The sequence below is a fragment of the Streptomyces sp. NPDC044044 genome, from assembly GCF_056434405.1.
Genome location: NZ_JBWKFG010000012.1, coordinates 256,105 through 282,621, shown reverse-complemented (window position 1 = coordinate 282,621; position 26,517 = coordinate 256,105). Strand labels below are relative to the sequence as shown.

Here is a 26,517-nt window from a genome sequence, read left to right as displayed (position 1 = left end):
CGCCAGCACACGCGCGACGAGCCCTGCGCGCACGCCGAATGCGCCGCTTGGCGTAATGCCTCCGGCGCCCGCGCCGTGGTCAGTCGGAGCTCGGCCGGTACACGGTGAGCGCTTCGGGGAGCTTGTCCAGGAGCAGCGCGGCGGGCGCGGGGGCGATTTCGCCGTCGTACGCCATCTGCGTGCCTTCGGGCAGGCCGGAGATGACCAGGCGCTGGGCCTTGGCGGACGCGTACACGCGGGTCTTGGCCAGCTGCCCGGCCAGCGCCGCGACCAGCAGGCGGGTGCGCGCGAAGCGCCCGCCGTGGGCGATGCGGATGTCGAGCACCCCGTCGGCGAGGTCGTGCCGACGCACCGGGGCGATGCCCGCGCTGCGGTAGGCGCCGTTGCCCGCGAACAGCAGCCACATCGAGCGGGCCTTGCCGTTCACCACCGCGCGCAGCGGCCGTCCGGTGTGCAGGATCTGGGCGACGCCGAGCAGCGAGGCGGGCGGACCGCCGACCTTCGGGGACCACTCCTCCCTGATGCGTACGAGCTCGGGGTAGGCGCCGAGGCTGAACGTGTTCAGGAAGTACGCCGGATCGGAGTTCGTCCGGCCGTCAGGACCGGTCCCGGCCAGGGGCTTGATCCGGCCGACGTCGGCCCGTACGGCGCTGCCCTCGGCGAGGGCGGCGCAAGCGTCCGCGACCGTGTCGACGCCCAGGTCCGCGGCGAAGTGGTTGAACGTACCGCCGGGCAGCACCATCAGAGGCACGTTGTGGCGCAGGGCCGGTGTCACGGCGGCATTCACCGTGCCGTCTCCCCCGCACACGCCGAAGACTCCACCGCGCCGGGCGGCGTCCCTGGCCGCTTCCTCAAGGACCTTGGGCAGCGGCCCCGCGTCCTCCTCGTACAGCACCACCTCCGCACGGGGCAGGGCCGTCTTCAACTGCCGGACGGGGTCCATGAGTTGTGGCTGCGCCCCGGACGAGGGGTTCACCACCACGATGAGGCCCTCGCCCTCCGGCAGCGCGGGCGCGTCCGTCTGGGGCCGCGCGGGGGGCGGCATCTGCGCCCGGGAGGGCACCATGCCGCGCACCGCGTAGGCGGCACCCACGCCGAGGGCGGCGCCGACCAGGACATCACTGGGGTAGTGCACGCCGGTGTACACGCGGGAGAAGGCCACCGACGCCGCGATCGGGGCCACGGCGGCGCCAAGACCCCGTGACTCCAGCGCCACGCCCGTGGCGAAGGCCGCCGCCGATGCCGAGTGCCCGGAGGGGAAGGAGCTGGTAATCGGCTGGTGGGAAAGGTGCCTTATCACCGGCACCGTGTCGAGGACCGGTCGCGAGCGGCGCACCGCGCTCTTGCCCAGGGTGTTCACCGTGCCCGAAGCGAGCGCCAGGGAGGCGACGCCGCGCACCGCGGCACGCCTGCCGCGCGCACCGCCGAACGCCCACATCCCCGCGGCGATGCCGAACCACAGCAGCCCGTGGTCGGCGCTCCGGCTCAGCCGTGGCAGGACCGGCTGTGCCGCCGGCCAGGAGCGGGCGGCCACGCGGTGGAACGCCAACCGGTCGGTGGCCCCGAGCAGTCTGCGGATGTGCGGTTGCGGAAGATCACTCATGAACCCCCTATACCCCCGCACGCCCTTCGCACCGCACACATCTTGCGCGGGCACTGTGACGTTCACTTCAATCAGCCGTATGGCAGCCCCCCGCCCCACGTCACCGCAGCGCTCCACCGCACCGCAACGGCCCTCCGAGCTGCCGCCGACCGCGTGGGCCGTGCTCGGCCTGCTCTCCTTCCCCGGGGAGCGGACCGGGTACGAACTGAAGAAGTGGGCCGACGCGTCGCTGCGCCACTTCTACTGGTCGCCCGCCATCAGCCAGATCTACGCCGAGCTGCGCCGCCTCGAAGCGCTGGGATACGCCACGTCACGGCGCTCGGGCCCCGAGGAGCCCCGCGCGAAGCGGTCGTACGCCATCACCGCCGAGGGGCGCGCGGCGCTCGTCGGATGGGCGGGCGGCGCCGAGGAAGCGGGGCCGCCCGTCCTCAAGCATCCGCTGCTGCTGCGGGTCTGGCTCGGGCACCTCGCGGCGCCCGAGCATCTGCGGGCCCTGGTGAGCGAGCACATCGCGCACACGCGGGGCGAGCTGAAGGAGGTTCATGACGCGCTCGCCCGCGCGGACGGCCAGGAGGCGTGGACGCATCCGCAGATCGCGCTCCGGTGGAGCGGGCGGCGGCTCGAGGCCGAGATCGAACTGGCGGAGGCGATGCTCGCCGATCTCGCTCGCGTCGACCTCGCGGAAGCCCCCGGTCAACCCCCCGAGGACTCGCCCACCCACGGGTGATGTGGCTCGCGGCGCGGGGCCCTCAGCCGGTAGGACGGGCGGGGTCAGCCGACCCCGCCGTATGGAGCAGTGCACCTGTGACCACCCGTGCCGTCCTTGTCGCCGCCGTCATCACCGGGCTCCTTCTCGGGATCGTGGGAAGCAGAGCGGACGACTCCGATTCCTCGGGGCGCCCCGGTACGGGCGGTTCCATCACGGAGGCGGGCCGTTAGGCTGCGACCGCCGCGTGGCACCTCCGTCCTCGCCGCGTGGCCACCGAGCCGCCGTCGACGGAAGCGAGTGAACCTTGAACTTCCTCACCATCGGTCATCGCGGGGTCATGGGTGTCGAACCCGAGAACACCCTCCGGTCCTTCATCGCCGCGCAAGCCGCGGGCCTCGATCTCATCGAGCTCGATCTGCATCTGAGCAAGGACGGCGCCCTCGTCGTCATGCACGACGCCGACGTGGCCCGTACGACCGACGGAAAGGGACCGATCGCCGAGAAGACCCTGGCCGAGCTGCGGGAGCTCGACGCGGGGCGCGGCGAGCGCATCCCCGTCTTCGAAGAGGTCCTCGACGCCGTGAAGGCGCCGCTGCAGGCCGAGATCAAGGACGTGGCCGCCGCCCGCGCCCTCGCCGAGGTGATGCACCGCCGCGATCTGGTCGCCCGCGTCGAGGTGATCTCCTTCCACGACGAGGCGATCGCCGAGATCGCGCGCCTGGTCCCCGGCGTACGCACCGCGCTCGTCGCGAGCCGCTACGGCACCGACGTCGTGGAGCGCGCCACGGCGGTCGGTGCCACCACTCTCGTGCTGAACATCAGGCGCCTGACGCTCGAGATCGTCGAACGTGCCAAGAAGGCCGACCTGCGGATCATCGGCTGGGTCGTGAACACGCAGGACGATCTGCGGCTCGTGCGCGCGCTGCAGCTGGACGGCGCGACCACGGACTACCCGGAGATCAAGCGCACGGGCCGCTTCACGGCCTGACCCGGCTCGGCACCTACAGACGCACGCGCTCAGATCAGACCAGGGATTTGACCAGCAACTCGAACTGCAGGTCGTCCCGCTGCGGAATGCCGAACCGCTCGTCGCCGTACGGGAAGGGAGTCATTTTTCCCGTACGGCGGTAGCCGCGCCGCTCGTACCAGGCGATGAGGTCGTTGCGTACGGAGATCACGGTCATGTGCATCTCCTTCGCGCCCCACGCCTCGCGGACGGTCCGCTCGGCCTCTGCCATGATCACCTTGCCGAGGCCCGCGCCCTGGAGCGCCGGGCTCACCGCGAACATCCCGAAGTAGGCGTGCTCGCCGCGGTGTTCGAGCTGGCAGCAGGCGACGACCTCGCCGTCGCGCTCGACGGCGAGCAGCTTGCTCACGGGCGACTTGATGACGTCGACGACACCCTGCGGGTCGGTCCGCTGCCCCTCCAGGATGTCCGCCTCCGTGGTCCAGCCTGCCCGGCTTGAGTCACCGCGGTACGCCGACTCGATGAGCGAGACGAGCACGTCGACGTCCGCGTCGGTGGCATCCCGGAAGGTGAGGTCGCTCGTGCTGGGGCTCGGTGCGGTGTCCATGGGGCGGATTCTCCGATCTCTCTGGCCCACCGCTGTCGGGCGCGGCGTGGGCGAGGCACCGCCGAGCGTATCTCCCCACTAAGGTGCGGCTGCATGGTGCATGTACTGAGCAGCAGGACCCTTCTCCGCCCCACCGACCCCGAGCGCTCACGCACGTTCTACGGCGAGGCGCTCGGCCTCGCGGTCTACCGCGAGTTCGGCACGGGCCCCGAGCGCGGCACGGTCTACTTCCTGGGCGGCGGCTTCCTGGAGGTCTCCGGCCGCTCCCAGACACCACCCGCACCCGGCCTCCAGCTGTGGCTGCAGGTGGCGGACGTGCGGGCGGCGCATGCGGACCTCGTGGCGCAGGGGGTGGAGGTGGTGCGGGAGCCGGTGAAGGAGCCCTGGGGTCTCGTCGAGATGTGGATCGCGGACCCGGACGGCGTCAAGATCGTCATCGTCGAGGTGCCGGAGGACCACCCGTTGCGGTACCGCCCCTAGCCCGGAAATCGCGGCTCGCGGCAGAGCCCCCACTGCCGTCAGTCCCAGCGGTACACGCCGCCGCCGGCAGGGGCGCCGGACCGGAGAACGGCGCCCACGATGTGGAGTCAAGTCCTGCGAGACCCCCATGAGATGGGGAAGGTCACGTACTGGCTGCGGCGCGTCCTCGCCGAGCTGTCGACGTCGTCGGCGGTACTCGCCCTGCTCGCCGGGTCAGGCTGCCCGTATCAGCCCGTATCACCCTTTGGGCCAATCAGGGGAAGACGGAGCGGTCTCCATCGATGTGGGCCCGCCAGCTGCGGAAGGATGCGTTCCATGCGAACCATGAAACGCGTTCTCCTCGCGGCTGCGGCCGTGTCACTGCTGGTGGCGAGCCACGGCGCAACTGCCGCCGCCTCCGCACCCGCACCCTCGCCCGCACAGTCCACGCCGGCCGCCGGGCCGGGCTGGCACCACGTGGCGGACTTTCCTCCGGCCGAGGAGAACCGCTGTCATGAGCGCGGCCGGTGGTACTTGGAGAACGGCGTACGCGCCTACGAGTGCCGAGCCGCCGGAGTCTGGGAGTTGTGGGTTCTCACCGAGCCCTCCTGACCAGAGGTCGGGGCCGGATCGTCGCCCTTGAGGCGGTGCAGTCCGCGGCAGCAATGCCGGGCAGGCACCGCCTCCGTCGGCGGTGCGGTCTGCGGCAGCCGGCGAGCCAGGCGAGGGACCGTTCGACGACCCAGCGGTGTCCGCGGACCAGACAGGTCATCGCGCCATGCCCCCTCACCTCCCATGAGCGGGGATCCTCGGGTCGCGGCACGCGTCCATGAGTGCGCGCTCCTCTCCGGAGCGATACGAGCCGTGCCGACCGTCGCACTCGTCGTCTTCATCCCACCTCTCGGTCAATCCCCTCTGACCTCTTGTTCTCTCTAGACCGGTCGGTCTAGAGTCTCCCGTGTGACCAAGACACGCGGCGACACCCGCGCCCGCATTCTCCGCACAGCCGCCGACCTGTTCCAGCGGCAGGGGTACGGCGCGACGGGACTCAATCAAGTGCTCGCGGAGAGCGGTGCCCCCAAGGGGTCGTTGTACTTTCACTTTCCGCAGGGCAAGGAGCAGTTGGCCGCCGAGGCCGTGGCGCTTGCCGGGGGTGAGATGGAGGCTCGGATGGCCTCCGTCGTGGGCTCTGCCGACGGGGTGGCCGATGCCGTTGTCGGGGTCGGTGAGTTGCTCGCTGGAGGACTGCGGGACTCCGGCTTCCGGGACGGGTGCCCCGTCGCCACCGTCGCGCTCGAACAGTCCGGGGGCGACGGGCCCATCAGCGACGCCTGTCACGTCGCCTATGACTCCTGGCTGGCCGGGCTCGCCGAAGCCTTGCGGGGGTGGGGGGCCGCCGATGACGAGGCCGCCGAGCTCGCCGAGCTCGTGATGTCCTCGCTGCAGGGGGCGCTGCTTCTCGCGCAGGTGCGGCGCGACACCTCGGTCATTTCGTCGGTTGCCCGGCGCGTCGGCTCGGTCGTCGCGCAGAGCCTGGAGAAGCAGAGCCTGGAGAAGGGGACGGCGAGCACATCGTGAAGGTTCATCATCTCAACTGCGGGTCCATGATGAAGATCGAGCCCACCTATGACGGGCCGCCTCCGTTGCACGCCGTGTGCCACTGTCTGTTGGTGGAGACCGATGCGGACGGTCTCGTACTCGTCGAGAGCGGGCTCGGGCGTGGTGACGTGCGCAGGCCCCTCGAATCCCTCGATCCGGAGTGGGCCGAACTCGCCGCTCCTGAGCTGGACTTCGCCGAGACCGCGCTCTCCCAGGTCGAGCGGCTGGGGTTCGCCGCCTCCGACGTGCGGCACATCGCCCTCACGCATCTCGACGTCGATCACAGCGGCGGACTTCCCGACTTTCCCGAGGCGCGTGTGCACCTCATGGCCGCCGAACTCGACGCGGCGCGCACCGAAGCGCCCAGCCGGCGCTACCGGCCCGCGCACTGGGCCCATGGCCCGCGCTGGGAGACGTACGAGGAGAACGCGGGCGAGGAGTGGGCCGGGTTCGCCGGGGTGCGTCAACTGGCCGGGCTCGGCGAGGAGTTCCTCATCGTGCCGCTCGGCGGGCACAGCGCCGGGCATGCCGCCGTGGCGGTGCGGGATCGCGGGCGGTGGCTCGTGCACGCCGGGGACGCGTACTTCTACCACCGCGAGATCGCGCAGGACGCCCCGCACTCGCACCCCCTGATGGACATCATCCAGCTGGACGCCCAGGTGGACGCCGAGCTGCGGGTCGCCAATCAGGAGCGGCTACGGGAGGTGGCCACCCGGACGGACGAGTTCACCGTCCTCAACGCGCACGACCCGTGGGACTATCTCCGGCTCGCGGGGGCAGGGGGCTGATCCGACGGTTCGGGTGTGGTCGTCCGACGGTTCGGGGGTACTCGGGTTCCTCGCCCGGCGCATCCGACGTGCGCCGGGCCACCCCTCGTCGGAGGATTGACCGGACCCCTCGCCCAACCCTGGAGCGATCTCTTATGCAACGTCCCCGGATTCTGATCATCGGCGGCGGTTTCGCCGGTATGGAGTGCGCGCACAAGCTGGAGCGGACGCTCAAGGCGCAGGACGCCGAACTGCGGCTCATCAGCCCGCAGGACCATCAGCTGTATCTACCGCTGCTCCCCCACGTCGCGTCGGGCGTGCTGACCCCGCAGTCGGTCGCGGTGCCGCTGCGTCGCATGCTGCGCCGTACGGCGATCGTGCCGGGCGGGGCCATCGGGGTGGATCCGCACGCGAAGGCCGTGATCGTACGGAAGATCAATGGCGAGGAGGTCGTGGAGCGCTACGACTACCTCGTCCTGACCCCGGGCAGCGTGACCCGGCAGTTCGACATCCCCGGTGTCGACCGGCACGCCGTGGGCGTGAAGACGCTGGCCGAGGCCGCCTGGATCCGTGACCACGTGATCTCGCAGCTCGACCTGGCATCGGCGAGCTCGGACCGCGCGGAGCGGGAGGCCCGGCTGCAGTTCGTGGTCGTCGGCGGCGGGTACGCGGGCACGGAGACGGCGGCCTATCTGCAGCGCCTGACGAGCGCCGCCGTCAAGCGGTACCCGGGACTCGACGTCTCGCAGATCAAGTGGCATCTGGTCGATGTGGCGCCGAAGTTGATGCCCGAGCTGGGCGACCGGCTCGGCGAGAAGGCCCTCGCCATCGTGCAGCGGCGTGGGATCGAGGTGTCGCTCGGGGTCACGGTCGACAAGGCGACGGAGGACACCGTCACGCTGACCGACGGGCGCACGCTGCCCTGCCACACCCTGATCTGGACCGCCGGCGTGGCACCGAGCCCGCTCATCGCCACGCTGGGCGCCGAGACCAACCGGGGGCGCCTGGTCGTCGACCCGGAGCTGACGGTGCCCGGCCTTGACGGCGTGTTCGCGCTCGGCGACGCGGCGGCCGTCCCCGACCTCGTCAAGGGCGGCGACGCGATCTGCCCGCCGACCGCACAGCACGCGATGCGGCAGGGATGGGCCGCCGCGAAGAACATCACCGCGGCGCTGCGGGGCGCGCCGCTGACCCCCTACCGGCACAAGGACATGGGTCTGGTCGTCGACCTGGGTGGCATTCAGGCCGTATCGAAGCCGCTGGGCGTGCAGTTGACCGGCCTGCCCGCTCAAGTCGTCGCGCGCGGCTATCACTTGGGTGCCCTGCGCACCGTCACCGCGCGCTTCCGCACGGCCGCGAACTGGGGGCTCAACGCCCTCGCGGGTGACGACTACGTACGGACCGGGTTCCAGACCCAACGGCCCGCCACGCTCAAGGACTTCGAGATGACGGATGTCTATCTGTCGCCCGAGGAGATCCACGCGCGGGTGACGGCGGAGGTGGCCGGGCGTTCGATGGCCCCGGAGAAGCCGCTGCTGCCCTGACGGCGGCAACCGGAGAGGCCTCCGGGCGGCGACCGGGGGCGCACCACCGAGGAACACGCGCACGCCGGGGCGGGTCGCCGCCTCCCTGGTCGTGCGGCTGAGCGGCGACTACCAGTGGTGGGTGGTCGCCGCTCTCAACTCGCCCCGGGCCCGGCCGCGTCGGAGCAAAGGGCGCACGCGCAGGGCTCCGGAAAGGGGCGGCGGGCGTCTGAAGGCCGATGCCGCCGTCAGGTGGCTGATGGACGCCCTTCCTGGGCACCGTCTCGTCGCCTGGTTGATCACGGCGTGCGTCACGTCCGTACTACGCATCACCCGTCGTCACACGAAGGACTCCACCACCATGCGTATCGGCATCGATGTCGGTGGGACCAACACCGACGCCGCCCTCCTGGGGCACGACGACCGTGTGCTCGCGGCCGTCAAGTCACCGACCACCCCCGACATCACCTCCGGTGTCACCGCCGCGATCCGGGCGCTCGCACCGCCCGTCGAATCCCTCACCGCGGTGATGATCGGCACCACGCACTTCGTCAACGCGCTCGTCGAGGGCGCCCGGCTCACTCCCGTGGCGGCCGTACGTCTCGGCCTTCCCGCCACCGCCGCCCTGCCCCCCATGGCGGACTGGCCCGCGCGGCAGCGGGACGCCCTCGGCGGGCACGGCTACCTCTGCCACGGCGGGCGGGAGTTCGACGGGCGGCCGCTGTCGCCGCTCGACCCGGACGAGCTCAAGCGGACGGCCGCCGACATCGCCGCGCACGGACTCACCTCGGTCGCCGTGTCGTCGGTGTTCTCGCCGGTGGCGAAGGCCGACGAGCAGCGCGCCGCCGAGATCCTGCGGGCCGAGCTGGGCGAGGGCGTGCACTTCTCGCTCTCGCACGATCTGGGCCGGGTCGGGCTGCTCGCGCGGGAGAACGCCACGATCATCAACGCCTCGCTCCGCGACCTGGCCACCGTCATCGTCGAGTCGTTCGGGAAGGCGCTGGCCGAGATGTCGATCACGGCGCCGTTCTTCCTGTCGCAGAACGACGGAACGCTGATGGACGCCGACTTCGCGCGCGCGTACCCCGTGGCGACGTTCGCGTCGGGGCCGACCAACTCGATGCGGGGCGCGGCCTTCCTCTCCGGGCTCAGAGACTGCGCGGTCGTCGACGTGGGCGGCACGACGGCCGACATCGGCATCCTCGCAGGAGGCTTTCCGCGCGAGGCTGCGGGCGAGAGCGAGGCCGCGGGGATCCGCACCAACTTCCGTGTCCCTGACGTCCTTTCGCTCGGCATCGGCGGTGGGTCCTGGGTCTCGCGCGACGGCGAGAGCGGGCCACGGTCGGTCGGCTACCTGCTCACGGAGGAGGCGCTCGTCTTCGGCGGCACGCGGCTGACAGCGACGGATCTCGCGGTGGCCGCGGGCCGGGCCGACATCGGGGACAGCTCCCATGTCGCCCATCTGGACCGGGAGTTCACCGAGCGCGCCCTGGAGCGCATCGCCGAGCGGCTCGCCGAGGGCGTCGACCGGATGCGGACCTCGGCCGCGGCGCTTCCGGTGGTCGCCGTCGGCGGCGGCTCCATCCTCGTCCCCGACGGGCTGCCCGGCTTCGAAGACGTGCGCAGGCCCTGGCACTTCGACGTGGCCAACGCGGTGGGCGCGGCCATCGCACAGGTCGGCGGCGAGGTCGACCGGGTCTTCCACGTCCCCGAAGGCCGCCGCGACGCGGTGCTCGCCGGGGCCCGCGAGGACGCCGTGGGGCGTGCGCTGGATGCCGGGGCACGACCCGGCAGCGTACGCGTCGTCGACATCGAGGAGGTGCCGCTCGCCTATCTGCCGGGCGGTGCGACACGCATCCGCGTCAAGGCGGTGGGCGATCTCGACCTGGGGCGTCTTCCCGCGGCCACGGGGTCCGGTGCCGGGGCGATCCGCGATGCGTGAGGTCACCCTCGACAACCTCGACGACATCGCACGGGGCGCGGGCATCCTCGGCACGGGCGGCGGCGGTGACCCCTACATCGGAAAGCTGCTCGCCCGCGAGGCGATCCGCGCACACGGCCCGGTGCGGGTCGCGCACATCGACGAGGTCGACGCCGACGCGACCGTCGTCCCCATCTCCGGCATGGGTGCGCCCACCGTCCTCCTGGAACGCATCCCCAACGGAAGGGAGGACCTGGCCGCGCTGCGCGCCCTGGAGAAACACCTCGGGCGCCGGGCCACGCACCTCACCGCGCTGGAGGTCGGCGGGGTCAACTCGATGCTGCCGATCGCTTGCGCCGCGCGGGCCGGGCTCCCCCTGGTGGACGGGGACGCGATGGGGCGGGCGTTCCCCGAGGCGCAGATGGTGCTGCCCGGCCTCGCCGGGATCACCAATTCGCCGATGGCGCTGGCCGACGACAAGGGCAACACGGTCATCGTCGAGGCCATCGACAATCACGCGGCCGAGCGGATCGCGCGCGCGGTGTGCGTGGAGCTCGGCTGCCAGATCAGCTGCGCGGACACGGTGCTGCGCGGCGATCAGCTCGCCGACGGCCTCGTCCCGGCGACGCTGACGCTCGCCGCGCGGCTCGGCGCGGTGGTGCGCGAGGTGCGCGCCGCGCACGGCGATCCGGTGGAGGCGGTGCGGGCGACGCTGGACGGCAAGGTCCTCCTTGCGGGCAAGGTGGTCGACGTCAGCCGTCGCACCGAGGGCGGGTTCGCGCGCGGTCACGCCCGTGTCGAGGGGACACGGGAGGACGCGGACCGGGTGCTCGAACTCGGCTTCCAGAACGAGCACTTGATCGCCACGCGTGACGGGGCGACCGTGGCGACCACGCCCGACCTCATCTGCGTCCTGGACAGCGACACCGGTGACCCGGTGACCACGGAGGGACTGCGCTACGGCCGGCGCGTGAGCGTCGTCGCCGCGCGCTGCGATCCGCGCTGGACCACTCCGGACGGCCTCGCGCTCGCGGGTCCCCGCTCCTTCGGGTACGAGGTGGACTACCTGCCCTTCGGGTCGGCCGCCTGAGACACCCCTTGAGCCGCTCCCTGAGCATCCCCGGCGGACGGTCGCAGCGTGATCGTCCGCCGCGTGTGCTTCTCCACCGCCTCACGCGAGTAGAGCAGCGGGAAGGAACCGTCGGCGGCCCAGCTCGCGAACAGGTCGTCGTAGTGCGGGCTGCCCGGAACACCGGACTGCCCCGGCGAGTTCATCGCCACGGAGTCGTCCCAGGAGCCGACGTCCACGACGATCCGGAAGGTGGCCCCCGCGGTCTGCCGGAACCCAGCGCCGTAGGCGGCGGCCCCCACGGTGTCGCCGCTGCCGCCGCGCGGCACGGGGCCCACGGAGGCCCACTGGGGCGCGGGCCCGTCGAGCAGGGCGGCGATGGGGTGGTGCGGGTGGGCGTGGTGGAGTGCGCCCCAGGACCAGGCGTCCGGATCGGCGCCCAGGAGCGCGGTGAGTTCCTCCACGGCCGCGGCGAGCGTGCCGAGCAGCAGCGCAGGATCCGGATCACCGTCCAGGAGCTCCAGATCGACACGGGCGTCCGCCGCCGCGTCCTCGGCGGGCAGCACCCGCGCCAGGGCCCGGTCACGCTGCTCCTCGCCCACGGCCGCATCGAGCGCCCGCGCGAGGAGGGCGGGGCGCAGGTGCCGCCGGTACCAGACCTCGAAGAGGGCGGCGGCCGGGGATTCGACGGTGAGGCGGGTGTCCCAGCGGCGGAGGAGGGCGAGGGCTGCGGCGACGCGGACATCGGGGGCGCAGGCGCCGTCTTCCGCACCCGCATCCCCCAGCCCCGCGAGCAGCTTCTGTATCCGCCGCCCCGGCAAGCTCACGTAGTCGGCCTGCAGCCGTACGCACTCCTCGACCGTCCAGGCCTCGTGCGCGCTCAGTTCCTCCGTGATGCGGTCGTGGCGGGTCGGTGCATACCAGTCGTACGTCACCGTCTTCTCCGCGTTCGGGTACGTGGGCGGCAGGTTCAGCTCGTTGGCCGTGGCGAACCAGCCCTGGGCCGGGTCGCGGACCGAGGGGAGTTCCTCCACGTCCAGGAAGCCGTCCCATTCGTAGCGGCCGTCACCCGGCACGGGGAGCGTGCCGTCCCAGCCGGGACGGACGGGGACGCGTCCTGCGGGGCGCCAGCCGATCGTGCCGTCGGGGGACGCGTAGACCTGGTTCTCGCCGGGGGCTCCCCAGCGGCGCATCGCCGCCACGAACGCGTCAGGGGTCGCCGCCCGCATGTAGTCCATGCTGCCCAGGTAGGGGGCCATGCCGGGGCCGAGCCAGGCCGCGCGGACCGCGAACGCGGCGTTTTTGTCGGGGAGTTCGCGGATGACCGGGCCGTGGCGGGTGAACCACAGGTCGGCCACGATCGGCTCGCCGCCGCGCACCGGGATCGGTTCCGTGACGCGCGTCATCGGCTCCCAGCGGTCCTGGTACCAGTACTCGTGCGGGTTCGCCGGGTTCGTGCGGTAGACGTACAGGTCCTCCTGGTCGATCGGGAAGATCGTCAGGCCGAACGCGACATGGCCGTTGTGGCCGATGGAGATGCCGGGCAGGGCCGGTTCGCCCGCTCCGACGGCGTCGATGCCCGGCGCCGAGAGGTGTGCGAGGTAGCGGAGGGCGGGCAGGGCGATCCCGCGGTGCGGGTCGTTGGCCAGGAGCGGGCGGCCGGTGGCCGTGCGGGACGGGGCGATGACCCAGTTGTTGGAGCCGTCGAGGCCCTGGCGGGGCGCCGCGCCCGCCGCCCACGGAGGTGTGGTGGCCATCTCGTACACGCGCAGGACGTCGGCCGGGATGACGGACAGGTCGAGGCCTTCGGGGACGCTCAGCCGGTGCGGGGCTGGCTCGCGGCGGCGGCGCAGCTCCTCCGCCTCGGGGCCGTGGTCGCGCAGCGTGAGGGCGCGGGCGACCTCGTCGCGGAGGTTGTACTGCAGGCCGTGGCTGCGGATGCGGGCCACGTCGGAGGGCTGCCAGTAGGCCGGTTCGTACTTCAACAGGGCGAATTCGGGCGGGAGTTGGGCCGCGTCGGCGCGGCAGAGAGTCACGTAGGCATTGATGCCGTCGACGAACGCCGTCGTCACCCGCTCCGTGTCGTCCCCGTACGCCCGCCACTCCTCGGCCATCTCCCCCCGGTAGAGGAACAGCCTTGCGGCACGGTCGTGTTCGGCGTACCGCTCCCCCAACACCTCGGCGAGCAGGCCGAGTCCGCGGCGCCGCCACAGGTCGAGCTGGAAGAGGCGGTCGCGGGCGGCGTTGAAGCCCTGGGCCAGGAAGAGGTCGTCCTGCGATGCGGCGTACAGGTGCGGGACGCCCCACTGGTCGATCCGGATCTCCACGGGCTCCTGAAGGCCCGGCACATCGAAGACGTCCGTGTCGGTCATGCGCGCCTCACTCCCCAGGTCTCGTCGGTCATCGGGACTCCCTCACGGAAGCCTGCGCCGAACTCTCGCCCGGAACGGCCGGCTCGGTGGCCGCCGTGGCGGCCGGTCCTGGCCCGGGCGCCAGCCGGACGACCGCGAGCAGTACGACGAGGTTGGCGGCGAGCGCGATGATGCCGCCGTTCACGCCGTGGTACGGGTCGTTGTCGGTGGCCCACAGCGCGGTCATCACCACGAGCCCGGTGACCATCCCGGCGACGGCGGCCCTGGCGGTCAGCCGCCGCCAGAACAGGGCGAGCAGCACGACCGGCACGAGCTGCGCCAGACCCTCGTACGACAGGACGGAGAGTTCCACGAGGGTGTTCGGGTAGAAGAGACTGCCCGCGAGGGCGATCAACCCCGCGATGATGCACACCAGTTGGGAGAGCCGCTTGGTGCGCATGTCGTTCGCGTCGCCGGACTTCCCGGGCGCGCGGCGGCGCGCCCGCGGGTCCGCGCCGTTGCCGCCGCCGAGGACCGTGCGGCCCCACAGCGTGCCGATGGAGAGCATGAAGACGCTCATCGGGACGATCGCCGAGAGGGCGCCCGCGACGCCGATGAGCGCGACGACGGGTGAGGGCAGGGAGTCGGTGACGAGGCTGAAGAGGGCCAGGTCGGGATTGCCCAGGGTCGGCATCACGAACAGGGCGGTGGCGCCGACCACCATCGGGACGAACAGGAGCAGTTGGTACCAGGGCAGGAGCAGCGCGTTGCGGCGCAGCGCGTTCGGGCTCTTCGCGCTGAGGTAACCGGCCACGGTGGTCGGGAAGATGGTGATCGTCACGGCGTTCAGGACCACGGTGCTCAGGAACCACATGGCGTTGCGCCCGCCGGACTCGTGCCCGGGGAAGGTCAGCCACTCGGGCTTCTCGGTCACCATGCGCTGCATGAAGTCGCTGAAGCCGCCGAGGTAGTGCATCGGGATGTACACGGCGAGGAACACGACGGCGACGATCACCAGCATGTCCTTGAGCGCGCTCACCCACGCCGAGCCGCGCAGACCGGACACGAGGATGAACACCTCGGCCACGACGAAGGAGATGACGGCGGCGACCTTGAGGTCGACGCTGCCGTACGTCATCGCGTTCACGACGACGCCCATGCCCTGGATCTGCACCTGGATGTAGGGAACGATGAAGACGGTCGCGACGACGGCGACGAGGATCCCCACCGGGCGTGAGCGGAACCGGAATTCGGCGATGTCCGCGATCGAGATGAGGCCGTGCCGGGACGCGTACGTCCACAGGGCGGGGCCGACGACGTACGCGACGGCGAAACCGACGGTCAGATAGGCGACCAGGTAGAGGATCGGCGCGCCGAAGGAGTACGACCAGCCCGCGGTGCCGAGGAACGAGAAGCTCGTGTACGTCTCGCCGGCCATGAGCAGCCAGATGAACAGGACGCCGAGCCCGCGGCTGGAGACGGACCATTCGGCGAGGCCCTTGGACCGGCCGCGGGCGCTCCATACGCCGATCCCGATGGTGGCCACCATGGCGATCCCGAAGATGGTGGTCGCGACTGCTGCGGAGCCGTTCATCGGCGGCCTCCTTCGGTGTCGGGGCCCGCGAGGTCGTCGGCCGGGATGGGCTCGACGGCGTTCGTGCGGTACGCCGGGTCGAGCCGGGCGGCCAGCCAGATGACCAGAGGGCTGATCACCGTGGCGGCGATGACCCAGGCCAGGAGGAAGGGGACGCCGAGGATGCGCGGTTCGATGCGGTTGGCCACGAGCGGGGCGGCGCCGTAGAGCAGGACGGGGACGAGGAGCAGCCAGAGGGAGGGGCGGGCCACGCCGCGGACGGTGGGGAGGCCGTCGAGGGGCGAGGCCGCGGGGTCGCTCGTGCTGTCTCCGGCGCTGTCCTTCGCGCCGTCATCAGCTGTCGGGGGCATGGGGGACTCCTTGTGGGGCGGGCATCAGGGGCACGCCGGGGGAAACGGAGAGAGAAGCAGTGGGGGCTACACGGAGGGGTCGTAACGGCCGTCGACCGCGGTCCAGCCGCCGTCGACGCTCAGCACTGTGCCGGTGACGAACGTGGACGCGTCCGACACGAGATAGGCGACGGCGCCCGCGAGTTCGTCGGCGCGGGCCCACCGCTTGAGCGCGGAGGCCTGGGCGTAGGCATCGAACCATGCGGGGTCGGCGGCGATCTGATCGGTGAGCGGAGTACGGACGACGCCGGGCGCGACCGCGTTGAAGCGCACGCCCTGCGGCCCCCATTCTGCGGCGGCGGTCCGCAGCAGCTGCACGAGGCCTGCCTTGGACGCGGCGTAGGGCCCCTGCCCCGGCTCCACCTGGAAGGCCCGCATCGAGGCGAACCCGACCACGCTCCCGCGGCCCCGCTCGGCCATGCCGGGGGCGACGGCCTGGACGAGCGTGAGATAGGAGCGCAGGTTCAGTGCGATGACGCGGTCGAACTCGTCGAGGCTGTAGTCGGCGATGCGCTTGCGCACGTTGGCCCCGACGGTGACGACGAGCCCGTCGAGCGGCCCCCATGCGGCGACCGCGGCACGGACCGCTTCGGGGTCGAGAACGTCCAGGGCGTGGATCTCGGCGGTACCGATGCCCTGGGCCGCCGCCTCACCCTCCCCCACCGCCAGCGCCACCGTCCGGGCCGCGCCCTCCGTGTCCCGGTCGGCGACGACGACGTGCGCGCCCTGGGCGACAAGGGCGCGTGCGGCCTCGCGGCCGATGCCGCTCGCGCCGCCCACGACCGCGACGCGGCGGCCGTCGAGCCGGAACAGATTGCCGTAATCCATGGTGGTGATGCCTCTCTTGCCGGGCCGTAGGTCCGTGGGGCCGGTGGGGTCGGTCGGGTGCCTGCTGTCTCTGCCGAAGGCCTAGGGCCGTACGACGACCATCCGCGTCACCGTCAGTTCCTCGATGGCGAACCTGGGGCCCTCGCGGCCGATGCCCGAGTCCTTGACGCCTCCGTAGGGGGCGATGTCGCTGCGGTAGCCGGGGACTTCGTTCACCACGACACCACCGACCTCCAGGCGGTCGACGGCGCCGAGCGCGGCGCGCAGGTCACGGGTGTAGACGGCCGCGTGCAGGCCGTAACGGCTCGCGTTGACGAGGTCGTACGCGGTGTCCAGATCCGGCACCCTGCGCAGGCAGACGACCGGGCCGAAGATCTCCTCGTCCCAGGCGGGTTCGCCGTCGGGGACCTCCGCGAGCAGGGTCGGGGCGATGCACCGGCCGTCCGCGTCACGGACTCCCCCGGCCACCAGGCGCGCTCCCGCCGCCCGCGCCCGCTCGACCCAGTCGAGCACCCGCCGCGTCGCCGTCTCGTCGATGAGCGCCGAGACGCGGGTCCCGGGATCCCTGGGGTCGCCGACCACCACGTCCGGCAGCCGCCGCGCGAGCAGCTTCTCGAACTCCTCCGCCACCGCGTCCACGACGATCACCCGCTGCACGGAGATGCAGGCCTGGCCCGACGCGTAGAACCCGCCGCGCACCACCGCGTCCGCGGCCGCGTCGAGATCGGCGTCCGCGGCCACGACGAGCGCCGCGTTGGAGCCGAGTTCGAGGACCACCTTGCGGGGTGCCGCGTCGCGCGCGATGTGGTGGCCGACGGCCGCGGACCCGGTGAAGGAGACCGCGGCGACCTCCGGGTGCGTGGTGAGCGTACGGCCGACCTCCGCGTCCCCCGTGACAAGTTGCACCGCTCCGGCCGGCGCGCCCGCCGCCACGAGCTGCTCCCGTACGAGATGGACGAGCCGCAGGGTGGCGAGCGGTGTCGCGGGGGCGGGCTTGACGATCACCGGGCAGCCCGCGGCGAGCGCCGGTGCGATCTTGTGGGAGGCGAGCAGGACGGGGTAGTTGAAGCCCGCGATGCCGACCACGACGCCGACGGGCTTGCGCGTCCAGAAGCCGAAGAGGCCCTCCCCGGAGGGCTGGAGGTCCAGCGGCACGGTCTCCCCGTGCAGATGGGCCACCTCGTCCGCGGCCGACTGCCAGGTGGCAACGGCCCGTTGCATCTCGACCCCGCAGTCGACCCGCGGCTTCCCGGTCTCCAGGACGAGCAGGTCCACCAGCTCGGCCGCCGCGTCGGCGAGGGACGCGGCGACCCCGGCGAGCACCTGCCGCCGCACCCCGGCGGCCAGCCTGCCCACGTCCACCCGCACCGCCGCGGCGTGCTCGACCGCGCGCTCCGCGAGATCCTGGTCACCGACGGGCGCCACGGCGATCTCGGTGCCGTCGTACGGAAAACGGACGGGCCGACCTGCGGGCGCGGTCACCCAGCCGTCCCCGACGGGCAGCCCTTCGGGGCACGTCCCGGGGTGGGTCATCGCGCACCTCCGGTGGCGCCGTTCAGGAACGCGCGCGCCGCGGCGGCGTACACCCGTGTGTACTCGACGATCTCGCGCACCTCGACGAACTCGTCCTTCTGGTGCGCGATCCACTTCCCGCCGGGTCCGTAGACGACGGTCGGCAGACCGGCGTCGCGGGTGAGGATGGTCCCGTCCGTGGTGCCGGGGACGGCTCCGAACGGCGGTGGATCACCGTGCACGTGACGGTGTCCTTCGACGAGCGCGGTGACCACCGGGTGGTCCTCGGGGAGTTCGATGGCGGGCCGGTCGTCGACGACGGTGAGCCCGACGCCCACCCCCACGCTCCCGGCTGCCTCGACCGCGAACTGCCTGATGCGCTCGATGAGTTCGGCGTGATCGGTGCCGGGGATCGTGCGTACGTCGATGCCGACGATCCCGTGGGCGGGGATGACGTTGAGCTGGTCCGGGTCCCCGCCGAGCAGCACGGTGGGCGTGACCGTCACCCTCCCGGCGTGCGGGTGGGTGCCGTACCGCTCCTGGGCCCAGTCCTGCGCACGGCCGAGCGCCTCGACGACGCGCGCCCCGGCGACGATCGGGCTCTTCGCCTCCTGCGGCATGGCGCCGTGGGCCATCACCCCGTCGAGATCGAGCCGGAGCCGGATGCCGCCACGGGCGGATGTGCACACCTCGTACCCCTCCGGCTCGCAGACGATCACCCCGTCCACCTCGCGCGCGAGCGGCGTCGCGGCGAACGCCTTCGCGCCGAGCATCAGCCCTTCCTCGTCGCAGAGCACGCCGAGGACGACGCGGCCCGGGAAGGGACCGGCGAGCTGCAGCGCCCGCACTCCGTAGATCATCGCCGCGACACCGGACTTCATGTCGGCGGAGCCTCGGCCCCACAGCTTGCCGTCCCGGATCTCGGCCCCGTAGGGATCGACGCTCCAGTCGCCCGGATCGCCCTCCGTGACGACGTCGATGTGCCCCTCGAACATCAGGGTCGGCCCGTCGCCTCCCCCGCCCTCGATGACGGCGACGGTGTTGGGCCGGCCCGGCGCGACCTCCACCACGTCGTAGGTCCAGCCGAACTCGGTGAAGAGCCGGGCGACGAGTTCGGCGGCGGGCCGCTCGACCTCGGTGGCTCCGGCCGCGTTGACCGTACGCAGCCGGACCAGATCCTGGGTGAAGGCGACGACGGCGGCGGAGTCGACGGCCGGGTCGGCGAGGGGCGCGGCGGATCCGGTGTGCCCTGAGCCGGTGTGCCGTGAGCTGGTGTGCATGGAACCTCCAAGTCGGCCGACCACGAGGCCAGTCGACTGGTCAGACCAGTTGAGTTCCCGTACTCTGCCTCCACGTTCACGGCCGGGTCAACCACCAGATCTTGGTTTTCCCGCGCCGATGTCGCGTATCAGCTACGTACGTGGAGGGGGCGGGCCGATGGCCGCCGACGACACCGACCTGTTCCGGCCGGTCACACCGGTCCGCGCCTATCAGCGCGTCGCGGAGCAGATCGAGGAGCGCATCCTCAGCGGTGATCTGCCGCCGGGCTCCCGCCTGCCCGCCGAGCGCGAGCTGGTCAACCGCTTCGGCGTGGGCCGCTCCACGGTCCGCGAGGCGCTGCGCGTCCTGCAGTCGGCGGGCCTGATCCGCTCCCGGCCCGGCGATCCGCTGGGCGCCGAGGTCCTCGGCGTCTCGCCCGACAACCTCAGTCAGGCCCTGGGCCGCCTCACCCGCTCCAGCGTGTCCACGCTCGGTGAACTGGTGCAGTTCCGCATGGTGTTGGACGCCGAGAGCAACCGCCTCGCGGCTCGCCTGCACGGCGCGGACGACCTCGCCCGGATGCGCGAGCAGATCACCCGGATGGAATCCCTCAGCGGCGGCGGTCCGGCGTCCCTGCACGCGTTCAGCGAGGCGGACGCGCTCTTCCACCGCGCGATCGCCGAGGCGAGCGGCAACTCCCTCCTCGGCCTGTGCGCACGCGCCGTGCACGAGGCGGTGGTCGAGGTGATCGAGAAGAAGATCGCGGGCGTCACGGACACGACGGCCTGGATGGAGCGCTCCATAGCCCATCACCGCGAGGTCCTGGCGGCGATCACCGCGGGCGACGGCCCCCGCGCGGCCCGCCTGGGCCGCACCGCGCTGCACGAGTACTACGCGGAGCATGTCGAGCCGGAGACGAGGGAGTTGCTGGCGGCTTCCGTCGAGGACCACTGAGCGGGCGGGGAGTTCCCCTCAGCCCCGGAAGCCGGGCGTGAGCCCGAGCCGCCCCTCCAGCTGCGCCAGCAACTCGCCCAGCAGATCACTGAGTTGCCCCTGGCCGCGCTCGTCGAGCCCCGCGAGGACCACGGTCTCGTAGGCCAGTTGGTCGGGCAGGATCGAGTCGACCAGATCGCGGCCCGTGGCGGTCAGACCGACATGCGAGACACGACGGTCACGGGTGTCGGCGCGCCGGTCGACCAGGTCGCGCTCCTGGAGCTGCTTGAGGCGCTTGGTGACGGCGGCGCCGGACGAGAAGGTCTCGCGGGCCAGTTCGCCGGGGGTCAGCTCGTGGCCGGTGCGGCGCAGCGCGCCGAGGAGGTCGAACTCGGGGCGGGTCAGGCCGACGCGGCGCAGCGGGGCGTCCTCGGCCTGCTGCAGGAGGGCCGCGCAGCGATTGATGCGGCCGATGACCTCCATGGGGCCGGTGTCGATGTCCGGCCGCACCGCCTGCCACTGCCGTACGACGGCCGCGACGGTGTCACGGGGTACGCCCGGGGCACTGCCCGCCGCGCCCGCCGCGCCCGCAGCGCTGCTCGCGGGGCCGCCCGCGCCGCTCGCACCGCGTACACCGCCCGCGCCGCCGTCTCCCGCACGGGCCGCGACGTCCGCCGCCGTGTCCCGTTCGCTCCCGTTCCTCATGCGCCCCTGTCCTCGCCCTTGCGCCTCGCCCGGCTCGTCACACCCGTACGCGTTCGCCGCGCTCGCCGTGCTCCGTGCCGCGTACCGTCGCCGCGAGCGTACGGTGTCCGGCCTGCTCGGCGACCATCACCCGCTGTTCCGGCAGGGCGCGCTGCCACCATTCGCCCGCCGCCGCGTCATGGGCGGTGCGCAGGTCGACCAGGGCGGCCGTCAGACCGCGGCGCGCCGGGCGCAGGGCGTCGGGGTCGGCGAGCGGGGCCGCCAGGGCCTGCTCGGCGCGGGCGCGGGCCCGGTCGGTGGCGTCGATGGCCAGCTCGATGTGGTCGGCGGCGCGCCGGTTGGTGACGGCGATCGCTGCGACGATGCCGAGCAGTGCCCCCACGAACGTGTCCACGACCCGGTCGAGGATCAGCTCTCCGGGCTGCTGGAACCGCGCGAACTCCGTGACCAGGAGCGCCATCGGCGTGACGCACACGCTGCCCATCCAGTAGTTGCGGGCCATCAGCGCCTCCGCTCCGAAGGCGAGGGCCAGGCAGCAGACGATCAACGCGGCCTGGCTCAGGTGGGCCAGCGGGACGATCGCGGCGAAGGCGAGCACCCCGACGAGGTTGCCGACCACGCGCTGCACTCCCCTGTTCCAGGTGAGCGTGACGTTGGCCTGGTAGAGCGAGGCCGCCGTGACGAGCGCCCAGTAGGGGCGGCCGACGCCGAGCGCCAGCGACGCGTACCCCGCGAGGGCGCAGCCGACCGCCGTGCGCAGCGCGATGGGCGGCAGCGGCGATCCGGGGCCGAGGCGCCGCCACAGGGAGCCCGCGGCCGAACCCGCCGCCAGCTCGGCTTCCACACCCAGGAGTTCGTCGTCCGCCTCGGGCCGTACGCCGCCGGGGCGTGGCACCGCGCCCGTGCCGCGCAGGCCCGCCGCCCAGTCGCGCAGCTGGGCGGGGTCCGCAGCCGCGGGTGCCGCCAGGGCCTCCTCGGCGCGGATCACCAGGCGCTCCAGGGCGCGGCGGGCCGCCGTGCGGGCGCCGGTGGCGAGCAGTGCCTGCCAGGCCGCGTGTACGGCTGCGGCCGCCCCCGGCCTGGCGCGCTCACGGCCGGGGCCCGAGGCCTCGGCGTAGGCGGCCGCCGCGCGCAGGGCCCGCGCGGTGGCCCTGCGCTCGGGGCCGTGGGGCCGGATCAGGGCCGGGGCCATGCCGACGAGCCAGGCCACGGCGCCCGCGCCGAGCGTCAGGGCCAGGTGGCCGGGGACCTGCCCGATGGCCTGCGGCGCGAACAGCGTGGCGGAGCTGATGAACGTGAAGATGAGGTGGCCGGGCGGGCCGATGCGGGTCGCGTCGCAGAGCGTCTTCTGCGCGGCGGCGAGCAGCGCACCGACCGCCACGAGCACCACCGCCGACGTGGTGAGCGAGGAGGCGACCATGGCGATCCCGACGCTGGCCAGCATGCCGACGACGACACCGGCGAGGGCGCGGGCCCGCGCGGCGTAGGGGAGGTTGTGGGTGTAGAGCGCGCAGAACGATCCGGCCATCGTGTACATGACGAGGTCGAGGCGGCCGATCGCGAGGAGCGTCAGATTCGGTATCGCGGTGGCGACGACGACGCTGGACGCGGGCTTGAACCAGATGTCGGAGCGCTTGCCCGGACGCAGCACACCGGCGAGCGGGAGCCGGCGGACACGGGAGGGGCCGGAGGCGCGGGGCGAGGGTGGCGGCGTACTGCTGACCGGCGCGCTGCTCGTAGGTGTCGTGGGTGCACTGCTCATACCAAGAACCTTAGCAAGTGTTTTACTCGAAAACGATTCATGTCGCCGCGGCCTCGCCCGCTCCCCTCCGCGCTCCCCGCGTACACCCATGCGCTCGCGTACGACGCCCCGTGCGAGGGCATCGACCCGACGACACCGTCGATCGGGGAGGTGCGCGGTGCACGGACCGGTGCAGGCCGGCTGGCTGCTCGTCGCGCTGTGTGCGGCGACCGGGTCCTACTGTCTGCTGCGGATGCGCAGCAGGATCGAGGAACAGCGCCGGACGGCCGGCGGCGAGGCGCTCATGGGGTTCGGGATGGCGCTGATGGCCCTGCCCGCAGCCGTGCTGACCCCGCCGCGATGGGCCTGGCTCGCGTACGCGGCCGTGTTCGGCGCGGCGGCTCTCCGCGCGCTCTGGGCGGCCCGGCACAACCGGCATCACCTGCATCATCTGGTCGGCGCCTGCGCCATGGTCCACATGGCGGTGGCCATGGCGGCGACCCCCGCCACCCACGCGGGCCACGGCGGCACGGGCACACCGGCGCTCACCGGAGCACTGCTGCTCTACTTCGCCGGATACGTCCTCTGGTCAGGGGCGCGCCTCCTGCCCGTACCGACGCTCGCGGCGGCGGAGGGAGGTGGCGGCGGCATGATCACGGGGTGGGCCGACCGCACGGAGCTCGCGATGGTGTGCCGTCTTTCCATGGGGATCGCCATGATCGCGATGCTCCTGACGCTGTAGACCGCCTCGGGAGGCCCTCTCGGGAGGCCCCGGAGCGCGGAAGGCGCGAGGCCGTGCGGTCCGTAAGGGGTGATATCCCGCGATCGGCCGTGGCGTGCGTCACTTGAGGCGATAGGCCATACCCTCCGGCAGCGCCGTCCTCATAGTCTTGACGCATGTTGCTCCCCGTTGCGCTGTTGCTGCTGGGCGCCCTCACCGCCGTCGTCGCCCCGCGCCTCCTCGCACGCGCCGACTGGCCGGAGCGCGAACCGGTGGTCGCGCTGTGGGCGTGGCAGTGCGTCGTGGCGGGTGTGCTCATGTGCTGTGCCCTGTCGATGACCCTGAGCGCCGCCGCCGCGTGGCAGGCCGTGCGCGGCCATGTCTTCGCCCCCGCGCCGCACGACGTGGTCGATGCGTACGCACTCGGGGCAGGCGGCGTCTGGGCGCCCGCGACCGCCGTGGCGCTGGCGCTCGGCGGGGTGTGGACCGCCGCGATGCTGACCCGGGAGATCGCCCGCGCGCGGGCCAGGCGCCGCAAGGGGCGCAGCGAACTCCTCCTGCGCGCACCGCTGTTGCCCGGCGAGGAGCCCGGCGCCGACCGTCTCGTCGTCCTGGAGGGCGAGCGCCCCGATGCCTGGTGGCTGCCGGGTGCGGCGCCCCAACTGGTCATCACCACCGCGGCGTTGCGCCGCCTGAAGGGCCGTCAGCTCGATGCCGTGCTCGCCCATGAGCAGGGGCACGCGCAGGCGCGGCACGACTGGCTCCTGCACTGCTCGGGCGCGCTGGCCACGGGGTTCCCGCAGGTGCCGGTCTTCGCCGCGTTCCGGGGCGAGATGCACCGCCTGGTCGAGCTGGCCGCCGACGACGTGGCATCGCGGCGCTTCGGGCGCCTGACGATCGCCCTCGCGCTGATCGAGCTCAACGAGGACCGGGGCGTGTTCGGCCCCTGCCCGACCCCACAGGCGCACGTGCCGCAGCGGGTGCACCGGCTGCTGTCCGCGCGGCCGCGGCTCACCGCCGGGCGGCGGCTGCGGCTGACGGCGGCCGCGGCGCTGGTGCCGGTGGTCCCGCTCCTGGTGACGTTCGTGCCGGGACTGCGCGCGCTGGGCTAGTGGCCCGGCGCCGGAGAGCGAGGCCGCCGGGGCTCACCTGGCTCACCCGGCTCACGCAAGGGGAGCGCGCCCCGGGATGGCCACCGGCACCGCGCGTCGGCGAGGATCTCCCCATGCACTCCGCCGCACCCCTCGACTCGCCGCCCAGTCCGCCCCGCCCGCGAAAGTCCCGTGCCGCGCTCGTCGCCGCGCTCCTGTCCGTCCCCTCGCTCCTGCTGATCCTCCTGGTGGAGCTGGAGTGGGGCCCGCTGGGCACCATCGACGGCGACATCGCGCGCACCACGCACCGCTGGGCCGTCGCGCACGACGGCCTCACCCATTCGAGCCGCATCCTGACCGACTGGGTGTGGGACCCATGGACGATGCGCGCGCTGTGCGCGGTGGCCGTGGTGTGGCTCGCCCTGCGCGGCGCGAACTGGCTGGCGCTGTGGATCGCCGCCACCTGCGCGGTGGGCACCCTGGTGCAGCAGGGCCTCAAGGCCGCGGTCGACAAGCCGCGCCCGAGGTGGCCGGACCCGGTGGACTCCGCGCACTTCGCGGCCTTCCCCTCGGGGCACGCCATGACGGCGACGGTCGTCTGCGGGCTGCTCCTGTGGCTGCTGCGCATGTACGGCGCCGGGCCCGCCGTGTGGCGCACGGGGGTGACGCTCGCCGTGGTCTCCGTGGCCGGGGTCGGCGTGACCCGGATCTGGAACGGCGTGCACTGGCCGTCGGACGTCGTGGGCGGCTGGCTCCTGGGCGCGCTGATGGTGGCCCTCGCGATCGCGACGTACGCGCACCGACCGGGCACCCGCACACGAGAATCCACGTAGCGAAACACACACCCAGGCAGCACACGCCCCACCACCGCCACTGCCGCCGCCCACGCCGCACCGGCCGGGCGCCCGCGCCGCCAGAACCGACCGGCCCGAGAACAGCGCGCACCGACGAGACATCGCGCAGGGACTCACAACGCACCTGCGGCCGGGCGCACTTGACCCTTTCTCAGGCCGTCCCGGAGGATCCTTGCCATGACGATCAAGGGCGCGCTCTTCGACTTCTCCGGGACCCTCTTCCGCATCGAGTCCGCCGGGTCCTGGCTGCGCGCGGTGCTCCAGGAGGCCCGGGTTCCGCTCCCCGCGGCCGAGTCGGAGCGGCTGGCCGCCGATCTGGAGCGAGCGGGGGCGCTGCCGGGCGGGGCGCGTCCCGCCGTCGTGCCCGACCGGCTCGCCGAGCTCTGGGGCAGGCGCGACCGCAGCGCCGCGGAGCACCGCGCGGCGTTCACGGCCATGTCGCGCGTGGTCCCGCTGCCCGATCCGCGGCTGCACGAGGCCCTGTACGACCGCCACATGCGGCCGGAGGCCTGGCGCCCCTACGCCGATGCGGCCGAGGTGCTCACCGCGCTGCGCGAGCGGGGCGTCCGCGTCGCGGTGGTCAGCAACATCGGCTGGGACCTGCGCCCCGTCTTCCGCGCCCACGGCCTGGACGGGTACGTCGACGCGTACGCCCTGTCGTACGAGCACGAGATCCAGAAGCCGGACCCGCGCCTGTTCGCGCACGCCTGCGAGGAGCTCGGCGTCGATCCGGCGGACGCGCTGATGGTCGGCGACGACCGGCACGCGGACGCCGGCGCCGCCGCGCTCGGCTGCGCCGTGCACTTCGTGGACCCGCTGCCCGTGGACCTGCGGCCGGACGGGCTGCGCCCCGTCCTCGGCCTCGTCGACCGGGGCTGAGGCGTCAGGCCTCGCCGGACGTTCCACAGGGGCCCGAGTGATCGCAGTACGGCTGGTTCCCGCTCGCCCCGCAGCCGCACAGCATCACGCGCGTCTCCCGCACCTCGGGGCCGCCCGTCGCCGCGATCCGCAGATCGCCGCGGAGCACGAGCGTGCCGCCGGCCGTGCGCTCGACGGTGGTGGGGCCGGTCGGCCGCTCCGTCGTCCCGTCGGCACCCTCGTACTGCAGCGCCCCGGACGGACAGCGGCGCACCACATCGGCGACCTCGTCCGCGGGGGCCGCGTCGGGGGAGATCCAGGGGCGGCGCCCGGTGTCGAAGACCTGGGGCAGCCCGCGTACGCACTCAGCGGCGTGCAGACACCGCCGCGCGTCGAAGGTGACGGTGATGCGCTGCCCTCGGTACGGCTTGCCCCGCTCGGCGCCCATACGGCTCC

Annotated in this window: 26 protein-coding genes; 15 read left to right on the top strand and 11 right to left on the bottom strand. The window is 72.9% G+C overall.

All coding sequences use genetic code 11. The features are described 5' to 3' along the window. Window positions 1–79: 79 nt before the first annotated feature. Entirely contained in the window at window positions 80–1,603 is a 1,524-nt protein-coding gene (locus tag AC07AG_RS38665) for a phosphatase PAP2 family protein (protein ID WP_478761413.1), read from the bottom strand. A 79-nt stretch (window positions 1,604–1,682) separates the two neighbouring features. On the opposite strand from AC07AG_RS38665, the gene AC07AG_RS38660 reads away from it, so the two are divergent. The 3 genes from AC07AG_RS38660 (at window position 1,683) to AC07AG_RS38650 (ending at window position 3,300) form a co-directional block, all read left to right on the top strand. Beyond that, window positions 1,683–2,330, top strand: coding sequence for a PadR family transcriptional regulator (locus AC07AG_RS38660; protein ID WP_478761411.1), 648 nt, complete (start codon window positions 1,683–1,685; stop codon window positions 2,328–2,330). Window positions 2,331–2,407: 77 nt separating this feature from the next. Continuing rightward, window positions 2,408–2,542: a hypothetical protein gene (locus AC07AG_RS38655; protein WP_478761409.1), complete on the top strand. Its 135-nt coding sequence runs from the start codon at window positions 2,408–2,410 to the stop codon at window positions 2,540–2,542. Window positions 2,543–2,616: 74 nt separating this feature from the next. Next, the gene (locus tag AC07AG_RS38650; RefSeq protein WP_478761407.1) at window positions 2,617–3,300 is read left to right on the top strand and encodes a glycerophosphodiester phosphodiesterase; all 684 of its coding nucleotides are present in this window, start codon (window positions 2,617–2,619) and stop codon (window positions 3,298–3,300) included. A 34-nt stretch (window positions 3,301–3,334) separates the two neighbouring features. On the opposite strand, the gene AC07AG_RS38645 is transcribed toward AC07AG_RS38650, so the two are convergent. After that, window positions 3,335–3,886, bottom strand: a complete 552-nt coding sequence (locus tag AC07AG_RS38645) for a GNAT family N-acetyltransferase (RefSeq protein WP_478761406.1) — start codon at window positions 3,884–3,886, stop codon at window positions 3,335–3,337. 93 nt (window positions 3,887–3,979) lie between these two features. Here AC07AG_RS38645 and AC07AG_RS38640 point away from each other — a divergent pair, with 93 nt between their 5' ends. The 7 genes from AC07AG_RS38640 (at window position 3,980) to AC07AG_RS38610 (ending at window position 11,245) form a co-directional block, all read left to right on the top strand. Beyond that, window positions 3,980–4,366 (top strand): VOC family protein, encoded by a 387-nt coding sequence (locus tag AC07AG_RS38640; RefSeq protein ID WP_478761405.1) that lies wholly within the window; start codon window positions 3,980–3,982, stop codon window positions 4,364–4,366. A 315-nt stretch (window positions 4,367–4,681) separates the two neighbouring features. Then, on the top strand, window positions 4,682–4,957 hold the full coding sequence (locus AC07AG_RS38635; RefSeq protein ID WP_478761404.1) for a hypothetical protein: 276 nt from the start codon (window positions 4,682–4,684) through the stop codon (window positions 4,955–4,957). A 348-nt stretch (window positions 4,958–5,305) separates the two neighbouring features. Then, on the top strand, window positions 5,306–5,923 hold the full coding sequence (locus tag AC07AG_RS38630) for a TetR/AcrR family transcriptional regulator (RefSeq protein WP_478761403.1): 618 nt from the start codon (window positions 5,306–5,308) through the stop codon (window positions 5,921–5,923). Window positions 5,924–5,949: 26 nt separating this feature from the next. Then, the gene (locus AC07AG_RS38625) at window positions 5,950–6,732 is read left to right on the top strand and encodes an MBL fold metallo-hydrolase (protein ID WP_478761402.1); all 783 of its coding nucleotides are present in this window, start codon (window positions 5,950–5,952) and stop codon (window positions 6,730–6,732) included. Between the two features lie 134 nt (window positions 6,733–6,866). Continuing rightward, window positions 6,867–8,255, top strand: a complete 1,389-nt coding sequence (locus AC07AG_RS38620) for an NAD(P)/FAD-dependent oxidoreductase (RefSeq protein WP_478761401.1) — start codon at window positions 6,867–6,869, stop codon at window positions 8,253–8,255. A gap of 238 nt (window positions 8,256–8,493) precedes the next feature. After that, on the top strand, window positions 8,494–10,176 hold the full coding sequence (locus AC07AG_RS38615; RefSeq protein WP_478761399.1) for a hydantoinase/oxoprolinase N-terminal domain-containing protein: 1,683 nt from the start codon (window positions 8,494–8,496) through the stop codon (window positions 10,174–10,176). Next, window positions 10,169–11,245 (top strand): DUF917 domain-containing protein, encoded by a 1,077-nt coding sequence (locus tag AC07AG_RS38610; RefSeq protein WP_478761398.1) that lies wholly within the window; start codon window positions 10,169–10,171, stop codon window positions 11,243–11,245. Before AC07AG_RS38615 ends, AC07AG_RS38610 begins: the two co-directional genes overlap by 8 nt. Here the strand turns inward: AC07AG_RS38610 and AC07AG_RS38605 are convergent. From AC07AG_RS38605 to AC07AG_RS38580, 6 genes are all read right to left on the bottom strand, one after another. Continuing rightward, window positions 11,218–13,596, bottom strand: coding sequence for a penicillin acylase family protein (locus AC07AG_RS38605; RefSeq protein ID WP_478761396.1), 2,379 nt, complete (start codon window positions 13,594–13,596; stop codon window positions 11,218–11,220). The two genes, AC07AG_RS38610 and AC07AG_RS38605, sit on opposite strands and share 28 nt — an antisense overlap. Before the next feature lie 28 nt (window positions 13,597–13,624). Beyond that, a complete protein-coding gene (locus tag AC07AG_RS38600; protein ID WP_478761395.1) occupies window positions 13,625–15,169 on the bottom strand; it encodes a sodium:solute symporter family protein in 1,545 nt (514 codons plus the stop codon). After that, on the bottom strand, window positions 15,166–15,519 hold the full coding sequence (locus tag AC07AG_RS38595) for a DUF3311 domain-containing protein (protein WP_478761393.1): 354 nt from the start codon (window positions 15,517–15,519) through the stop codon (window positions 15,166–15,168). Before AC07AG_RS38595 ends, AC07AG_RS38600 begins: the two co-directional genes overlap by 4 nt. A 66-nt stretch (window positions 15,520–15,585) precedes the next feature. Next, window positions 15,586–16,386 carry an SDR family NAD(P)-dependent oxidoreductase gene (locus tag AC07AG_RS38590; protein WP_478761391.1) on the bottom strand — a complete coding sequence of 267 codons (801 nt, stop codon included), beginning with the start codon at window positions 16,384–16,386 and terminating at the stop codon, window positions 15,586–15,588. Window positions 16,387–16,467: 81 nt separating this feature from the next. Further along, complete coding sequence (locus AC07AG_RS38585) at window positions 16,468–17,919, bottom strand: aldehyde dehydrogenase family protein (protein WP_478761389.1); 1,452 nt, start codon at window positions 17,917–17,919, stop codon at window positions 16,468–16,470. Next, complete coding sequence (locus AC07AG_RS38580) at window positions 17,916–19,178, bottom strand: M20 family metallopeptidase (protein WP_478761387.1); 1,263 nt, start codon at window positions 19,176–19,178, stop codon at window positions 17,916–17,918. Before AC07AG_RS38580 ends, AC07AG_RS38585 begins: the two co-directional genes overlap by 4 nt. A 157-nt stretch (window positions 19,179–19,335) precedes the next feature. Between AC07AG_RS38580 and AC07AG_RS38575 the strand changes: the two genes are divergently transcribed. Further along, on the top strand, window positions 19,336–20,112 hold the full coding sequence (locus AC07AG_RS38575) for a FadR/GntR family transcriptional regulator (RefSeq protein ID WP_478761385.1): 777 nt from the start codon (window positions 19,336–19,338) through the stop codon (window positions 20,110–20,112). Window positions 20,113–20,130: 18 nt separating this feature from the next. On the opposite strand, the gene AC07AG_RS38570 is transcribed toward AC07AG_RS38575, so the two are convergent. Together AC07AG_RS38570 and AC07AG_RS38565 are read right to left on the bottom strand one after the other, a co-directional pair. Beyond that, entirely contained in the window at window positions 20,131–20,796 is a 666-nt protein-coding gene (locus tag AC07AG_RS38570; protein WP_478761384.1) for a MarR family winged helix-turn-helix transcriptional regulator, read from the bottom strand. Between the two features lie 37 nt (window positions 20,797–20,833). Further along, entirely contained in the window at window positions 20,834–22,558 is a 1,725-nt protein-coding gene (locus tag AC07AG_RS38565) for an FUSC family protein (RefSeq protein ID WP_478761382.1), read from the bottom strand. Window positions 22,559–22,715: 157 nt separating this feature from the next. On the opposite strand from AC07AG_RS38565, the gene AC07AG_RS38560 reads away from it, so the two are divergent. From AC07AG_RS38560 to AC07AG_RS38545, 4 genes are all read left to right on the top strand, one after another. After that, complete coding sequence (locus AC07AG_RS38560) at window positions 22,716–23,279, top strand: DUF5134 domain-containing protein (protein ID WP_478761380.1); 564 nt, start codon at window positions 22,716–22,718, stop codon at window positions 23,277–23,279. Window positions 23,280–23,434: 155 nt separating this feature from the next. After that, window positions 23,435–24,370 carry a M56 family metallopeptidase gene (locus AC07AG_RS38555; RefSeq protein ID WP_361048137.1) on the top strand — a complete coding sequence of 312 codons (936 nt, stop codon included), beginning with the start codon at window positions 23,435–23,437 and terminating at the stop codon, window positions 24,368–24,370. A 113-nt stretch (window positions 24,371–24,483) separates the two neighbouring features. After that, entirely contained in the window at window positions 24,484–25,182 is a 699-nt protein-coding gene (locus AC07AG_RS38550) for a phosphatase PAP2 family protein (protein ID WP_478761378.1), read from the top strand. Window positions 25,183–25,380: 198 nt separating this feature from the next. After that, entirely contained in the window at window positions 25,381–26,082 is a 702-nt protein-coding gene (locus AC07AG_RS38545) for an HAD family hydrolase (RefSeq protein WP_478761376.1), read from the top strand. 4 nt (window positions 26,083–26,086) lie between these two features. Here AC07AG_RS38545 and AC07AG_RS38540 read toward each other — a convergent pair whose 3' ends face one another. Next, window positions 26,087–26,509, bottom strand: coding sequence for a (4Fe-4S)-binding protein (locus AC07AG_RS38540; protein WP_478761374.1), 423 nt, complete (start codon window positions 26,507–26,509; stop codon window positions 26,087–26,089). Between the last annotated feature and the right edge of the window lie 8 nt (window positions 26,510–26,517).

Excerpts from the sequence above, each read along its gene's own strand:
- AC07AG_RS38665 (WP_478761413.1), bottom strand. The coding sequence starts at position 1,603 with ATGAGTGATCTTCCGCAACCGCACATCCGCAGACTGCTCGGGGCCACC.
- AC07AG_RS38660 (WP_478761411.1), top strand. The coding sequence starts at position 1,683 with ATGGCAGCCCCCCGCCCCACGTCACCGCAGCGCTCCACCGCACCGCAA.
- AC07AG_RS38645 (WP_478761406.1), bottom strand. The coding sequence starts at position 3,886 with ATGGACACCGCACCGAGCCCCAGCACGAGCGACCTCACCTTCCGGGAT.
- AC07AG_RS38640 (WP_478761405.1), top strand. The coding sequence starts at position 3,980 with ATGGTGCATGTACTGAGCAGCAGGACCCTTCTCCGCCCCACCGACCCC.
- AC07AG_RS38635 (WP_478761404.1), top strand. The coding sequence starts at position 4,682 with ATGCGAACCATGAAACGCGTTCTCCTCGCGGCTGCGGCCGTGTCACTG.
- AC07AG_RS38625 (WP_478761402.1), top strand. The coding sequence starts at position 5,950 with ATGATGAAGATCGAGCCCACCTATGACGGGCCGCCTCCGTTGCACGCC.
- AC07AG_RS38620 (WP_478761401.1), top strand. The coding sequence starts at position 6,867 with ATGCAACGTCCCCGGATTCTGATCATCGGCGGCGGTTTCGCCGGTATG.
- AC07AG_RS38615 (WP_478761399.1), top strand. The coding sequence starts at position 8,494 with ATGGACGCCCTTCCTGGGCACCGTCTCGTCGCCTGGTTGATCACGGCG.
- AC07AG_RS38610 (WP_478761398.1), top strand. The coding sequence starts at position 10,169 with ATGCGTGAGGTCACCCTCGACAACCTCGACGACATCGCACGGGGCGCG.
- AC07AG_RS38605 (WP_478761396.1), bottom strand. The coding sequence starts at position 13,596 with ATGACCGACACGGACGTCTTCGATGTGCCGGGCCTTCAGGAGCCCGTG.
- AC07AG_RS38600 (WP_478761395.1), bottom strand. The coding sequence starts at position 15,169 with ATGAACGGCTCCGCAGCAGTCGCGACCACCATCTTCGGGATCGCCATG.
- AC07AG_RS38595 (WP_478761393.1), bottom strand. The coding sequence starts at position 15,519 with ATGCCCCCGACAGCTGATGACGGCGCGAAGGACAGCGCCGGAGACAGC.
- AC07AG_RS38590 (WP_478761391.1), bottom strand. The coding sequence starts at position 16,386 with ATGGATTACGGCAATCTGTTCCGGCTCGACGGCCGCCGCGTCGCGGTC.
- AC07AG_RS38585 (WP_478761389.1), bottom strand. The coding sequence starts at position 17,919 with ATGACCCACCCCGGGACGTGCCCCGAAGGGCTGCCCGTCGGGGACGGC.
- AC07AG_RS38580 (WP_478761387.1), bottom strand. The coding sequence starts at position 19,178 with ATGCACACCAGCTCACGGCACACCGGCTCAGGGCACACCGGATCCGCC.
- AC07AG_RS38575 (WP_478761385.1), top strand. The coding sequence starts at position 19,336 with ATGGCCGCCGACGACACCGACCTGTTCCGGCCGGTCACACCGGTCCGC.
- AC07AG_RS38570 (WP_478761384.1), bottom strand. The coding sequence starts at position 20,796 with ATGAGGAACGGGAGCGAACGGGACACGGCGGCGGACGTCGCGGCCCGT.
- AC07AG_RS38565 (WP_478761382.1), bottom strand. The coding sequence starts at position 22,558 with ATGAGCAGTGCACCCACGACACCTACGAGCAGCGCGCCGGTCAGCAGT.
- AC07AG_RS38555 (WP_361048137.1), top strand. The coding sequence starts at position 23,435 with ATGTTGCTCCCCGTTGCGCTGTTGCTGCTGGGCGCCCTCACCGCCGTC.
- AC07AG_RS38550 (WP_478761378.1), top strand. The coding sequence starts at position 24,484 with ATGCACTCCGCCGCACCCCTCGACTCGCCGCCCAGTCCGCCCCGCCCG.
- AC07AG_RS38545 (WP_478761376.1), top strand. The coding sequence starts at position 25,381 with ATGACGATCAAGGGCGCGCTCTTCGACTTCTCCGGGACCCTCTTCCGC.
- AC07AG_RS38540 (WP_478761374.1), bottom strand. The coding sequence starts at position 26,509 with ATGGGCGCCGAGCGGGGCAAGCCGTACCGAGGGCAGCGCATCACCGTC.